The following is a 13259-nucleotide window of genomic DNA, read 5'->3' on the forward strand; positions in this document are numbered from 1 at the left end:
AATGAATTATAGCATTTCCTTACTTATGTGACTATAAAAATATTTGTGAATTGAATCCGTGTGCTTTTTCTTTTACACTAAAGAGCAAAGGGGGGATGAAATTGACATTTCGTACAAGGGTATCTGATTTATTGGGAATTGAATACCCGATCATTCAAGGGGGACTCGCTTATTTGGCATATTCCGAACTATGTGCAGCTGTTTCGAATGCAGGTGGGCTTGGTCAAGTAACAGCAATGAGCTTATCGTCACCGGAAGAATTACGGGAAGAGATAAACAGAGTTAGAGTATTAACGGATAAACCATTTGGTGTAAATTTTGCTATTGGGCAAATGGGAAGACCTTATGAGCATATGTTGCAAGTTGCAATTGATGAGAATGTACCAGTTATTACGATGACAGGTGGGAACCCAGCACCAATTTTAGAGAAACTAGAAAAGACAACTATTAAAAAACTGGTATTAGTAGCCGCAAAACGCCAAGCGCAAAAAGCAGAACAACTTGGTGCTGATGCTGTAATGGTTGTTGGACAAGAAGGAGGAGGGCATCTAGGAAGAGATGACGTTGGTACAATAGTGTTGATCCCCCAAGTGGTAGATGCTGTATCAATCCCCGTAATTGCATCGGGAGGTATTGCGGACGGCAGAGGTTGGATGGCTGCTCACGCACTTGGTGCAGAAGGAATCGAAATGGGTACTCGCTTCATCGCAACGAAAGAATGTGTACATGCTTCCACAGCATATAAAAATGCAATAGTAGAAAGTGGAGAAATGGATACGATCGTCATTAAACGTTCGATAGGTGCCCCTGCTAGAGCTATTAGAAATAGTTGGACAGAAACGATTCGAAGTATTGAAAAGGAAAATTCGACATATGATGCTTTAAAGGTCTACATTAGTGGTGAAGCAAATAAGCAATTTATTTATGAAGGTAATTCTGAAAAGGGATTTGGATGGGCTGGTCAAGGGATTGGCCTAATAACGGATATTCCTATGGTAGAAGAATTATTTAGTCGAATGGTAATTGAAGCAACAGAAATACGAAAAAAATGGAAATTATAGGAGGTTTCTAAAATGGACTATACATATCCATTCTCGCTAGACTGGTCGACTAATGAAATTGTAGATGTCGTGCAGTTTTTTGAGGCAATCGAAAATGCATATGAAAAAGGTGTAAAGCGCGAAGAACTTTTGAATAAATATCGTCGCTTTAAAGAAATTGTTCCATCTATTGCAGAAGAAAAAACATACTTTCGTGAATTTGAAAAAGAGAGTGGGTATGCGAGCTATCCAATCATTAAACAAATGAAGGAAAATACAGATGGTGTGTTAATTAGAGGATGAAAAACACCTCCAATAGGTTGTTCAAAAGGCAAATTATTGGAGGAATCCTCTTACTTGATATTAATCATGGTTCTATAAATTGGTAGTAATTGCTCGAAAGTCTCTTCTGCTAAAAGTAAAAATTCCTCTTCTGAAAGTTTTACTGCTTCTTCTTTAGCTATATGTCTACCTACAAGAAATTCTCCTTTCTTTACATCTCGAAGCCGAGTTAACAATTGCTCAATATCAGTTTTTTTAGCATTCTTCAAAGGAATTGCCTCTGGCTTCATATGATCACCTGAAACAATAAAATCATTTGGTATTCTATTAAACAACGATTTTTTCTTTAATAATCTTTCCGCAATTACCACTTTATCGGGAGCCTCATAGATGACAGCCAAGATAAGAAATAAATGACTTCCCCATAAGCCAATTTGAAAATGGGGTAATGCTTTATATCCCCTTTTATAAGGAGCAAATGCTACCCAACTATCTTTCGGAGGATTTACAGAGCGTCTAGCATGTTTTGCAACATGTGCAAAGTATTCATCTCCGAGGACACCAGAAAAGAATAAGCTATACTTTTTTCCTAGTTCCTCAAATTTTGGACGTATATTGGTGATTAATGCTTCCATTCTATTTTCTAACCCATCAATTTGGAATACGTTAAAATCTTTCTCTTCCCAAAAATTATTACTCATTTGAAAACTCCTTTCACTTTGTATGTTTATTTTATAGCAAATATGGGTAAAAATCATGTAAGTAGATTTTTTGATTGACAATTATTTAATATAAGCGTAAATTATTATAAATATTTTGAATATTATAATAAAAAAGTGAAGGGGTGTTAGTGATGAGACAGGTTGTTCATATTATTCGTAAAAATGACTTGGAAAAAGAAAAAATTTTCACATTGAAATTAGAATTGGACTATGAATTAGCTACACTTTTCGATGCAATCAGTAATAAAAATGAAAAAGAAATATACCAAACCAAAGTTAAACTAATGGAAATTCATAATTCGTTGAAAGAACTAAATGCACTTGACTAACGTTTTACTTTTGAACAACACATAAAAAACACCTGCTTAATTGAAAGACAGCTGGTGTTTTTTTCTTTATACTTAAAAGGCAAGGCGATGTGAAGAGAGGGTTGATGTAGTGAATTTACATAGATTGGATAAGTATGCCAAATCTTTAATCAAGATAGCAGCTGGAAGAATAAGATCTTCATTTGCAACGGATCTTTTAATTGAAACAAAATCTGAAGCAAATGATTTAGTGACAAACATAGATAAGGAAACGGAACAATTTTTTATCCATCACATAAAACGCGATTATCCAGATCACCGTATATTTGGGGAAGAAGGTTTCGGAGATGACATACATGATTTGGATGGCTATGTATGGTTGTTAGATCCAATCGATGGCACAATGAATTTCATTCACCAAAAAAAGAATTTTGCTATTTCGCTAGGTATATATAAAGATGGGGTAGGAATACTTGGTTATATCTATAACGTGATGGATGACGATTTAATTTCCGCATCCCTGGATGAAGGAGCGTTTATAAATGATATTCGCATTCCATCAGTTAAACAAGTAAACATGGAACAATCTATCATTGGTATTAATGCAAGTTGGGTGGTCCCAAATAAATATATGGAGCACGAAGGAATGGTGAAGCTTTTACAAAAAGTTAGAGGCACTAGATCGTATGGTTCTGCAGCATTAGAGATATCATATGTAGTTACAGGGAAATTAGATGCATACATGTCTATGCGTTTATCACCGTGGGATATCGCAGGTGGGATGGTAATTGCCAAAGAAGTTGGAGCAATTGTGACAAATCTTGCAAATGACCCTGTTAAGTTGTTGGGACAAGGAACTTTTCTTATTGCTAAACCAGGTCTGCATAAAGAATTAATAACGAATTATATTCGTTTAAAATAAAAAAAGGTCGGCAAAATTAATTGCCGACCTTCTTTATAATAATCCTTTATCACGCATTTTTTTCTTTGTTTTAAAACCATAGCCCATGATTACGCAAAGTAGAGCAATGCTAAGAATAATTAATAAGAAGCTTCTTAATGCTATCGCAATTCCGATAAATGCCATAGACAAAATTGCCCCAAGAGAATATAGAACAAAAATCCATTTGATATTGGTCAAAATGATTACCTCCAAAAATAAAAGATTAAAAATATTATTACTTTAGTTTCACTTGTGATATAATAACACAGTTATGGACTCGAAAAAAGAATATGGAGTGGAAATATGACAAATTTACGTCAAGATTTAAGAAACATTGCAATTATTGCACACGTTGACCATGGGAAAACGACTTTAGTCGACCAATTATTAAAACAATCGGGAACGTTCCGTTCGAACGAGCACGTTGACGAAAGAGCAATGGACTCGAATGATATCGAACGCGAGCGCGGAATTACTATATTAGCAAAAAATACAGCAGTAGATTATCATGGTACACGTATCAATATCCTTGATACACCTGGACATGCTGACTTCGGTGGAGAAGTTGAACGTATCCTAAAAATGGTAGATGGCGTTTTACTAGTTGTTGATGCATATGAAGGTTGTATGCCACAAACGCGTTTCGTATTGAAAAAAGCGTTAGAACAAAGATTAACACCTATTGTTGTAGTAAACAAAGTAGATAAAGATTCAGCTCGACCATTAGAAGTAGTAGATGAAGTTTTGGAATTATTTATAGAATTAGGTGCAGATGAAGATCAATTAGAGTTCCCAGTTGTTTATGCTTCTGGTGTTAATGGTACTGCTTCATTAGATGCAGATCCAGCTAACCAAGAAGAAGACATGAAATGTCTATTTGAAAAAGTTATCGAGTCCATCCCAGCACCAATTGATAACTCAGAAGAGCCATTACAATTCCAAGTAGCATTACTTGACTATAATGATTATGTAGGACGTATTGGTATTGGTCGCGTATTCCGCGGAACAATTGAAGTAGGTCAACAAGTTTCTTTAATGAAACTAGATGGTAAAGTTAAAAACTACCGTGTAACTAAATTATTCGGTTTCTTTGGTTTAAAACGTGAAGAAATCCAATCAGCAAAAGCTGGAGATTTAATCGCTGTATCTGGGATGGAAGATATTAACGTAGGGGAAACAGTTTGTCCTACATCACATCAAGAAGCTTTAGTTCCATTACGCATTGATGAGCCAACTTTACAAATGACTTTCTTAACAAACAACTCACCATTCGTTGGTCGTGAAGGTAAATGGATTACTTCAAGTAAAATTGAAGAGCGTCTTCGTTCTCAATTAGAAACAGACGTATCTTTACGTGTTGAAGATACTGATTCACCTGATGCTTGGACTGTTTCAGGTCGCGGAGAGCTTCATTTGTCGATTTTAATCGAAAATATGCGTCGTGAAGGTTTTGAATTACAAGTATCTAAACCAGAAGTAATTATTCGTGAAATTGATGGCAAAAAATGTGAGCCAATCGAACGCGTTCAAATTGATGTACCAGAAGAAAGTGTAGGTTCAATTATTGAATCTATGGGTACTCGTAAAGGCGAAATGGTTGATATGGTCAATAATGGTAGTGGACAAGTTCGTTTAATCTTTATGGTTCCTGCTCGTGGATTAATCGGCTATACAACAGAATTCATGTCCCTTACTAAAGGTTATGGTATTATCAACCATACTTTCGATAGCTACCAACCAGTAGTTTCTGGCCGTGTTGGTGGACGTCACCAAGGTGTTCTTGTTTCTATGGAAACAGGTAAATCAACAACTTACGGTATGATGGGTATTGAAGACCGTGGTACTCTATTCGTTGAACCAGGTACTGATATTTATGAAGGTATGATTGTCGGAGAAAATACTCGTGATGCCGATATCACAGTAAATATTACTAAAGCAAAACAAAAAACAAATATTCGTTCAGCTAACAAAGATCAAACGAACGTGATTAAGAGACCTCGTATTTTAACGCTTGAAGAAGCAATTGAGTTCTTAGGGGATGATGAGTATTTAGAAATTACTCCTCAATCAATCCGTTTACGTAAAAAAGTTCTTGAGAAGAGCGAACGCGAACGTGTTACGAAGAAAAAGAAAAATTCAGAGCTAGAATAGTAACTGAAAGGGTGAATAACCTTGGAGGAACAGCAATTCGTATTTGGCAGAATGTCTAGTATTGCAAGATTCATTTACGAAACAATGCCAACATACGCTATAGCGGGTTATGTATTATTTTTAGTTATTTTCTTCCTATCTGTGCTTGTTTACAAGCTTGGATTTGCTAAAAAATTGCGTTTAGGACAAAACATAGTCATTTATGCATTTTTGTTGATAGGATGTTTAATGTTGACGTTTTTAGCTTTTTTCCTTCCAGTAGTCGAAGGTCTAATTGTTGCTGCATTAATTCTTATCATTTACAAAATCCGTTTGCGACTTGAAAGAAAACAAAGTCCGACTGCATAATATAGATTGGAAAATTATAGATTAATACAAGCTAGCTCCACTACATTTGTATTAGAGCTTCAGACTGTAGGAAAACTCGATAATAATCGAGTTTTCCTACAGTCTTTTTTCTTTTACAAGCACCTTCTCTCTAAAGATTTCAATAGGGCGAAAGACAAATAATCGTCACAAGATTACAGAAAAAATGGATCGTGAAGTGATGTAGTCACTTCACAATCCATAATTCTAACGGTAATAATGTAGCCAATGTTTTGTCCAAAGTACTCTGGAAAAGATGAAGAGCGGATGCACTATAAGGACGCTTGCGTTTTTCTTATTAAAATTCATTTTCAATAAGTTTGGAGCTTTTATAGAAAATGAACTTACCAGTTGCTAATCGTGCTTTTGTTTTTATTTCTATTCGATCATGACATGTTGGACACATATAAGTGTGAATAGGACGGTTTCTCAATTTTTTTGCTAGTGGCAAATCATTGGAAAGTTCATCAATTTGATCGCAAATGGCACATTGTACCTTCATATAACCTACTCCTATTCTATGTGGAATGCTGTAACATGTTTTATCGGATCATTAATATTTGAGCCGTCTTTTTTTAGAATATGGACAGGACCATCTTCACGGAGTGGTTTTCCTTTATGGCTGAACTTTACTAATAATGAGTCTAGTTCAACTAAAGGAAATGAATGGTCACCTTCTGGAGTCTTAATAATGAGTGTAGTTGCACCTTTTAATGGCTCAGCATTTAATATGAATTGTTTTAACTCAACCCCAAAAGTACTCGTTAATACTTTAGTACGCTCATATTTTTTTTCAGTTTGCAAAGTAGGAGGGAAAGTAGCTCCTTCTATTATTTCACGTGACCAATGAGCTGATGTAACTTTTGTATATTCCTCTAACTCATCCTTGTATTCATATTTACCAGAAAAAAAGTCATCCAAGTCGATTCTTCGGTCATCAAAGATCCATACGGTAGGATCTAAGGTAATATTGAATTTAACTGCACCTTTAATGGGAATAATGGATTCCAAAAAAATTGCCTCCTCTAATCTATCTAATCTAAACAAGTATACCGTTAAATGGAGAAGTCTAAAAGAATAATTAACTAAAAAAAAGAAAAAGGAAGTACTGTTGACTGTCAGGATAAGTTGATGAGGACTAACAGTTACAAAATAAAAAGTTATATATTCTATTCTTTCAAAAAGGGAATGAGAGAAAACTTGCATTTTTTCATCACAAAAGATACACTTTAGGGAGGTAAAGAATTAGAAATTATAAATAATGGGGGCGTCCTCATGGATACTAATACACAAATTTCGTATCAAGACAAAGCAGTAGAACTTTTAAAAAGAGATGCTGAAAAGATTGCGCAGCTTATAAAAGTGCAGATGGATAACTTAACTATGCCTCAATGTCCTCTATACGAAGAGGTTCTAGACACTCAAATGTTTGGTTTGTCACGTGAAATTGATTTTGCGGTAAAGCTAGGGCTTTTAGAGAAAAGTGAAGGACGGGAAATTATGGCTTCACTTGAAGAAGAGTTATCCATTTTACATGAGATCCATACAGAAAAATAATTACAAAACTCAAACAAAATTTCTGTTTGAGTTTTTTTTCTAGAAATATTTAATAGATTGAAAGATTAGCATAGTTTCTCTTAATTATGAAATAGAGGTTATACAAAATGATTCCTTATATTAGACGATATTTAAAAAACTTTGATTATCCATTATTTTTTGTTTATTTAGCCTTGTGTTTATTTGGTCTAGTCATGATTTATAGTGCTAGTTATGGGTGGTCTGTTCTTAATTATGGCTGGGAATCAGATTATTTTTTCAAAAAGCAAAGAATGAATTTATTACTATGTATACCTGCTTTCTTTTTAACAGCATTTTTCCCGTATAAACATTATAAAAATAAAACCATGATGCAATTCATGCTTTTTGTCATGTTTACTCTTTTATTCTTAGTGCATATAATTGGCTCGGGTGGAGAAAGTGGTGCGCAAAGCTGGATACATTTAGGCTTTGGAAATATACAACCTTCGGAGATTGCAAAGATAATAATTGTTTTATATTTTGCGGCCATATTTTCAAAAAAACATGAAAATGGAACGTTAGATAAGTTAAACGAATCAGTCGGTCCACCACTATTAGTGCTGTTTTTTGTATTTGTTTCCGTCATGCTGGAAACAGATATTGGAAATACAATGATTATTGGTTTTGTTGCAATTTCTGTTATTGCAGCTAGTGGTATAAAATTCAAGTCGTTTTCAAAATTTATTGGATTAATCGGTGTTGTTTTAACTGCTGGACTTTTTATAATTTATATGATGAAAGACAAATTGATTACAGAGAAACGACTTGGTCGATTAGAGGCGTTTCTCCATCCTTTTGATTACGAAAAAGGTTTTGGTTATCAAATTGTAAATGGTTATATTGCAATAGGAGCAGGTGGTTTAAAGGGGCTCGGGTTAGGGAATTCTAATCAGAAATTTGGGTATCTTCCAGAACCTCATACAGACTTTATAATGGCAATCATTGCCGAAGAACTCGGCTTAATAGGGGTTTTAATTGTTCTTTGTGGACTGTTTTTCATTGTATTTAAAGCAATTATGATTGCTATAACTACAAAGGATCCCCAAGCGCGAATGATAGCTGCGGGTATTGGAAGTATCATTGGTTTTCAAACGTTTGTTAACTTAGGTGGCATGTTGGGAATAATCCCACTTACTGGTGTTCCCCTCCCGTTTATAAGTTACGGAGGAACATCCGTTATATTATTATCTGCTGCAATCGGCATATTGATGAATGTCTCAATGTTTGTAAAGTATGAAAAATCCAAGAGATAAGGGGCGTTTGAAAATGGGGAAAATCAAAAAAATAGTTGTAGCAAACAGAGGAGAAATAGCGATACGAATATTTCGAGCATGTACGGAATTGAATCTTCGAACTGTTGCTATTTATTCGCGAGAAGATAGCGGATCTTTTCATCGTTTTAAATCAGATGAATCTTATTTGGTTGGAGAAGGAAAAAAGCCCATTGATGCTTATTTGGATATAGAAAATATTATCCGGATTGCCAAAGAAAGTAAAGCAGACGCAATCCACCCTGGATATGGTTTTTTAGCAGAAAACGTAGATTTTGCAAGACGGTGTGAACAAGAAGGAATTATTTTCATAGGACCGACTTCTGAGCATTTAGAAATGTTTGGTGACAAAGTGAAGGCACGTAAACAGGCAGCCAACGCTGGAATTCCTGTTATTCCTGGTAGTGATGGACCAGTAGTGAGTATTGGAGAGATACAGGCGTTTGGTAAAACACACGGTTATCCGCTTATCATTAAAGCTTCTCTAGGTGGCGGTGGACGGGGAATGCGCGTTGTTTCTGCTGAAGAGGAACTTGAAAGCGCCTATGAACGTGCTAAATCGGAAGCCAAGGCTGCTTTTGGTTCAGATGAAGTTTATGTAGAAAAATTTATTGATCAACCAAAACATATAGAAGTTCAAATCCTTGGAGATACAAAGGGTAACTTAATTCATTTGTATGAGCGTGATTGTTCAATCCAAAGAAGGCATCAAAAGGTCGTAGAAATAGCACCGTCTAATTCTTTAAGTTCAGTACTTCGAGATGAAATTTGCCAAGCTGCAGTTCAGTTAATGAATAATGTATCTTACATAAATGCAGGCACTGTCGAGTTTTTAGTGACGGATGAAGCGTTTTACTTTATCGAAGTAAATCCTAGAATACAAGTGGAACATACGATAACAGAAATGATTACTGGTGTTGATATTGTTCATGCTCAAATTAAAATTGCGAGTGGTTTAGCATTAAATAGTGACGAAATGGGAATTCCAAGTCAAGAAAATATTCCGCTTTTTGGTTTTGCTATTCAGTCTCGTGTAACAACGGAAGATCCGTTAAATAGTTTCATGCCTGATACAGGAAAGTTAATGGTATATCGCTCTGGAGGAGGTTTTGGCGTACGTTTAGATGCTGGAAATGGATTCCAAGGTGCCGTTATTACGCCTTATTATGATTCTTTATTAGTTAAAGTTTCTACATGGGGCATGTCTTTTGGCGAAGCTGCAGCTAAAATGGTCAGAAATTTGCAGGAATTCAGAATAAGGGGAATTAAAACGAATATTCCTTTTCTAGAAAATGTTGTGAAGCATCCGAGTTTTTTATCAGGACAGTTTAATACAAGTTTTATTGATTCTACCCCAGAGTTATTTTTATTCTCAAATAGAAAAGATCGTGGAACAAAAATATTAAATTATATTGGGAATGTTACAGTAAATGGTTTTCCTGGAATAGAGCATAAATCGAAACCTATTTTTAGTTCTGTTAGAAAACCAAAGATGGACAATTCCATTCCTCCAACATCCGGCACTAAACAAATTTTAGAACAACAAGGTGTACAAGGAGTCATTAAGTGGGTGAAGGAACAGCAAGGTGTGTTATTAACAGATACTACATTTAGAGACGCACATCAATCGCTTCTTGCAACGAGAGTTCGTTCACATGATATGTTTGAAATTGCGAAAGAATCGGCTAGTGGAATGCATAATTTGTTCTCTTATGAAATGTGGGGTGGAGCTACATTTGACGTTGCCTACCGATTCTTAAAAGAAAACCCATGGGATCGTTTATTAAAAATGAGAGAAATGATTCCAAACGTTCTTTTTCAAATGCTATTTCGAGGAGCAAATGCCGTAGGCTATAAAAACTATCCCGATAATGTAATTCGGGAATTTATACAGGAATCGGCGGAAGCGGGTATTGATGTATTCCGTATTTTTGATAGTTTGAACTGGATTAAAGGGATGGAAGTGGCAATTGAAGCTACTAGACAATCGGGTAAGATTGCTGAAGCGGCTATTTGTTACACAGGAGACATTTTAGATGACTCTCGCTCGAAGTATACGGTTAAGTACTACAAAGATATGGCAAAAGAATTAGAGGCTTCTGGGGCTCATATTTTGGCGATTAAAGATATGGCCGGATTACTGAAGCCGGAAGCTGCCTACCGTCTCATAAGCGAACTTAAAAGTGTGACAGACTTACCGATACACTTACACTCTCATGATACTAGTGGAAATGGCATTTATATGTACGCAAAAGCTATTGAAGCAGGTGTAGACATCGTCGATACTGCTTTAGGTTCAATGGCAGGTTTAACTTCTCAACCAAGCGCAAGTACTTTAAGTTATGCGATGGATGGAGGAACTAGAGAAGTCATAGGGGATGTAAATGCCTTTGAAAAAATCTCTTATTATTGGGAAGATGTTCGTAAATACTATAAAGACTTTGAAAGTGGCATGATGAGCCCCCATACAGAGATTTATGTACATGAAATGCCTGGTGGACAGTACAGCAATCTTCAACAACAGGCAAAAGGTGTAGGTTTAGGAGACCGGTGGGAAGAAGTAAAAGAAATGTATTCCCGTGTAAATTTACTATTTGGTGATGTAGTAAAAGTTACGCCTTCTTCAAAGGTAGTTGGAGATATGGCGCTATTCATGGTACAAAATAATTTTGATGAAATTTCAGTTATTACGAGAGGGAAAACAATCGACTTCCCAGACTCCGTTATCGAGTTTTTTGAAGGATATATTGGTCAACCGTACGGTGGTTTTCCAAAAGAGCTTCAAAAGGTGATTTTAAAAAATCGTCAAGCGATTACTGTCAGACCTGGAGAATTACTTGAACCAGTAGATTTTCAAGCGATGAGAGAAGACTTATTCAATAAATTAGGACGTCCAGTTACGAGTCAAGAAATTTTAGCGTATACGTTATATCCTAAAGTATTTGATGAATATTCTGCGATGGAAAATAATTTTGGGGATGTTTCTGTTCTGGACACTCCAACATTCTTTTATGGAATGAGGCTCGGTGAAGAAATAGAAGTTGAAATAGAAGTAGGGAAGACATTAATCATTAAATTGGTTTCTATAAGTGAACCAACGAGCGATGGAAATAGAATCATTTATTTTGAATTGAATGGACAACCACGTGAAATATCGATTCAAGATATGACAATTGAAGTGAGTCATCTATCTAAATCCAAGGCTGACGTGGCAAATGAGCAGCATATAGGTGCCACAATGCCTGGTACTGTTCTCAAGGTTGCTGTATCAATCGGAAGTAAAGTAAAAAGAGGTCAGCATTTACTTATTACAGAAGCAATGAAGATGGAAACGACTGTCCAAGCTCCATTTAACGGAGTTATAAAAGAGATTCATGTAGTAGCAGGAGAAGCAATAGCTACTGGAGATCTTTTAATTGAAATAGAAAAAGAATAATAAAAAGGCTGTTTGACAATTAAGTTTGTCAAACAGTTTTTTTTAGATAAGAAAGTATATAAAAAGTGGGCGAAGGATAAACACCAACCACAAGATTACCGAAAAAAATGGATGTAAAAGTGACTCAGTCACTTCTCCATCCATAAAAATTTCTTTAGGTAATAGTGTAGCTAATGTTTCGACCAAAGCACTTAGGGAATAGTAAAGACAAGACGCTCTTAAAGGGAGCTTAGGTTTATCTTATATCTTCAATCGACTCCGGGATAATAACAGAACCATATAACATAACAAACCAAATAGTAACGAAACAAATAAAGAATGCAACAATGCAATATACAAATTTAGTTTAGTAAATACTATTAACATACCAGTGCAAGCTTGGCAGAGAACAAGAATTAAAGCGGTAATCCAACCCCAATAAATTGCTCGCTGTTCTTTATAGTTTCTAAATGCATGAATGGCAATAATAATTATCCAAATAATAATCAATCCAGCTGCCGCTCGATGTCCCATTTGTACCCACTCATATAAGTTTGTAGGCAATGAAAACTCATCGTTTCTACACAGGGGCCAGTCTTTACAAACCAAACTAGACTTTGTATGACGAACAAGAGCACCCGAATATACTACTATGTAGGAATAAAGTGTAACTCCAATTGTATGAAACTTTAATGTTTTTCCTATTCTAATTTTATCCGTGTCAAATTTTCTATCAACTTCAAAAATGAGTAGTGTGAGTAATAAGACGGCTGCAAAAGAAATAAGAGAAATTCCAAAATGCAATGCCAGTATAAAATCTCCTTGTCCCCATTTTACTTGTGCTGCACCAATTAAAGCTTGAAGTACTAAGAAAAAAACAGCCATAATCGATAGAAACTTTGTTTCACGAACATGTCCTAGTGCACGCCATGCCCAAATGGCTAAAGCTACAATTAGTATTCCAACTGCACCCGTAACTACTCGATGTGAAAATTCAATTAGTACTTCTGTTGTTATTTTATCTGGTATAAGTTGTCCGTTACAGCCTGGCCAATGTCTTCCACAACCCATCCCGCTGTCGGTTTTCGTAACAAGCGCTCCTCCTAAAAGAATAAGAAGCATTCCAACAGTAGAAGCTACGGCTAACCATTTTAAAATTTTATGAATGTGCAATGTGCCACCT

Annotated in this window: 14 protein-coding genes; 9 read left to right on the top strand and 5 right to left on the bottom strand. The window is 35.6% G+C overall.

Annotated features, from left to right (window positions below; translation table 11 throughout):
- The first annotated feature begins 101 nt into the window (after nt 1-101).
- Nucleotides 102-1061 carry an NAD(P)H-dependent flavin oxidoreductase gene (locus tag ACEPXD_RS05395; RefSeq protein WP_391120684.1) on the top strand — a complete coding sequence of 320 codons (960 nt, stop codon included), beginning with the start codon at nt 102-104 and terminating at the stop codon, nt 1059-1061.
- Between the two features lie 12 nt (nt 1062-1073).
- Nucleotides 1074-1343: a UPF0223 family protein gene (locus ACEPXD_RS05400; protein ID WP_391120687.1), complete on the top strand. Its 270-nt coding sequence runs from the start codon at nt 1074-1076 to the stop codon at nt 1341-1343.
- Between the two features lie 50 nt (nt 1344-1393).
- On the opposite strand, the gene ACEPXD_RS05405 is transcribed toward ACEPXD_RS05400, so the two are convergent.
- Nucleotides 1394-2023, bottom strand: a complete 630-nt coding sequence (locus tag ACEPXD_RS05405) for a YktB family protein (RefSeq protein WP_391120690.1) — start codon at nt 2021-2023, stop codon at nt 1394-1396.
- Nucleotides 2024-2175: 152 nt separating this feature from the next.
- Here ACEPXD_RS05405 and ACEPXD_RS05410 point away from each other — a divergent pair, with 152 nt between their 5' ends.
- Together ACEPXD_RS05410 and ACEPXD_RS05415 are read left to right on the top strand one after the other, a co-directional pair.
- On the top strand, nt 2176-2373 hold the full coding sequence (locus tag ACEPXD_RS05410; protein ID WP_391120693.1) for a hypothetical protein: 198 nt from the start codon (nt 2176-2178) through the stop codon (nt 2371-2373).
- Between the two features lie 109 nt (nt 2374-2482).
- Nucleotides 2483-3274: an inositol monophosphatase family protein gene (locus tag ACEPXD_RS05415; protein ID WP_391120696.1), complete on the top strand. Its 792-nt coding sequence runs from the start codon at nt 2483-2485 to the stop codon at nt 3272-3274.
- A 33-nt stretch (nt 3275-3307) separates the two neighbouring features.
- Here ACEPXD_RS05415 and ACEPXD_RS05420 read toward each other — a convergent pair whose 3' ends face one another.
- The gene (locus ACEPXD_RS05420) at nt 3308-3493 is read right to left on the bottom strand and encodes a YlaF family protein (RefSeq protein ID WP_151699279.1); all 186 of its coding nucleotides are present in this window, start codon (nt 3491-3493) and stop codon (nt 3308-3310) included.
- A gap of 105 nt (nt 3494-3598) precedes the next feature.
- Between ACEPXD_RS05420 and typA the strand changes: the two genes are divergently transcribed.
- Together typA and ACEPXD_RS05430 are read left to right on the top strand one after the other, a co-directional pair.
- Nucleotides 3599-5446, top strand: coding sequence for a translational GTPase TypA (gene typA, locus ACEPXD_RS05425; protein WP_391120698.1), 1848 nt, complete (start codon nt 3599-3601; stop codon nt 5444-5446).
- A 21-nt stretch (nt 5447-5467) separates the two neighbouring features.
- Entirely contained in the window at nt 5468-5794 is a 327-nt protein-coding gene (locus tag ACEPXD_RS05430) for a YlaH-like family protein (protein ID WP_391120701.1), read from the top strand.
- A 316-nt stretch (nt 5795-6110) separates the two neighbouring features.
- Here the strand turns inward: ACEPXD_RS05430 and ACEPXD_RS05435 are convergent, their stop codons facing one another.
- Together ACEPXD_RS05435 and ACEPXD_RS05440 are read right to left on the bottom strand one after the other, a co-directional pair.
- Nucleotides 6111-6314 (bottom strand): YlaI family protein, encoded by a 204-nt coding sequence (locus ACEPXD_RS05435; protein ID WP_391120704.1) that lies wholly within the window; start codon nt 6312-6314, stop codon nt 6111-6113.
- A gap of 11 nt (nt 6315-6325) precedes the next feature.
- The gene (locus ACEPXD_RS05440; RefSeq protein WP_391120707.1) at nt 6326-6823 is read right to left on the bottom strand and encodes a peptidyl-prolyl cis-trans isomerase; all 498 of its coding nucleotides are present in this window, start codon (nt 6821-6823) and stop codon (nt 6326-6328) included.
- A gap of 264 nt (nt 6824-7087) precedes the next feature.
- Between ACEPXD_RS05440 and ACEPXD_RS05445 the strand changes: the two genes are divergently transcribed.
- The 3 genes from ACEPXD_RS05445 (at nt 7088) to pyc (ending at nt 12097) form a co-directional block, all read left to right on the top strand.
- Entirely contained in the window at nt 7088-7369 is a 282-nt protein-coding gene (locus ACEPXD_RS05445) for a DUF1507 family protein (RefSeq protein WP_391120710.1), read from the top strand.
- A 107-nt stretch (nt 7370-7476) separates the two neighbouring features.
- Nucleotides 7477-8643 (top strand): FtsW/RodA/SpoVE family cell cycle protein, encoded by a 1167-nt coding sequence (locus tag ACEPXD_RS05450; RefSeq protein ID WP_391120712.1) that lies wholly within the window; start codon nt 7477-7479, stop codon nt 8641-8643.
- Between the two features lie 13 nt (nt 8644-8656).
- Nucleotides 8657-12097: a pyruvate carboxylase gene (gene pyc, locus ACEPXD_RS05455; protein WP_391120715.1), complete on the top strand. Its 3441-nt coding sequence runs from the start codon at nt 8657-8659 to the stop codon at nt 12095-12097.
- 240 nt (nt 12098-12337) lie between these two features.
- On the opposite strand, the gene ACEPXD_RS05460 is transcribed toward pyc, so the two are convergent.
- Nucleotides 12338-13249 carry a COX15/CtaA family protein gene (locus tag ACEPXD_RS05460; RefSeq protein ID WP_151699286.1) on the bottom strand — a complete coding sequence of 304 codons (912 nt, stop codon included), beginning with the start codon at nt 13247-13249 and terminating at the stop codon, nt 12338-12340.
- Nucleotides 13250-13259: the final 10 nt, after the last annotated feature.

The organism is Psychrobacillus sp. L3 (assembly GCF_042945595.1).
In the GTDB taxonomy this organism is placed as follows: Bacteria; Bacillota; Bacilli; order Bacillales_A; family Planococcaceae; genus Psychrobacillus.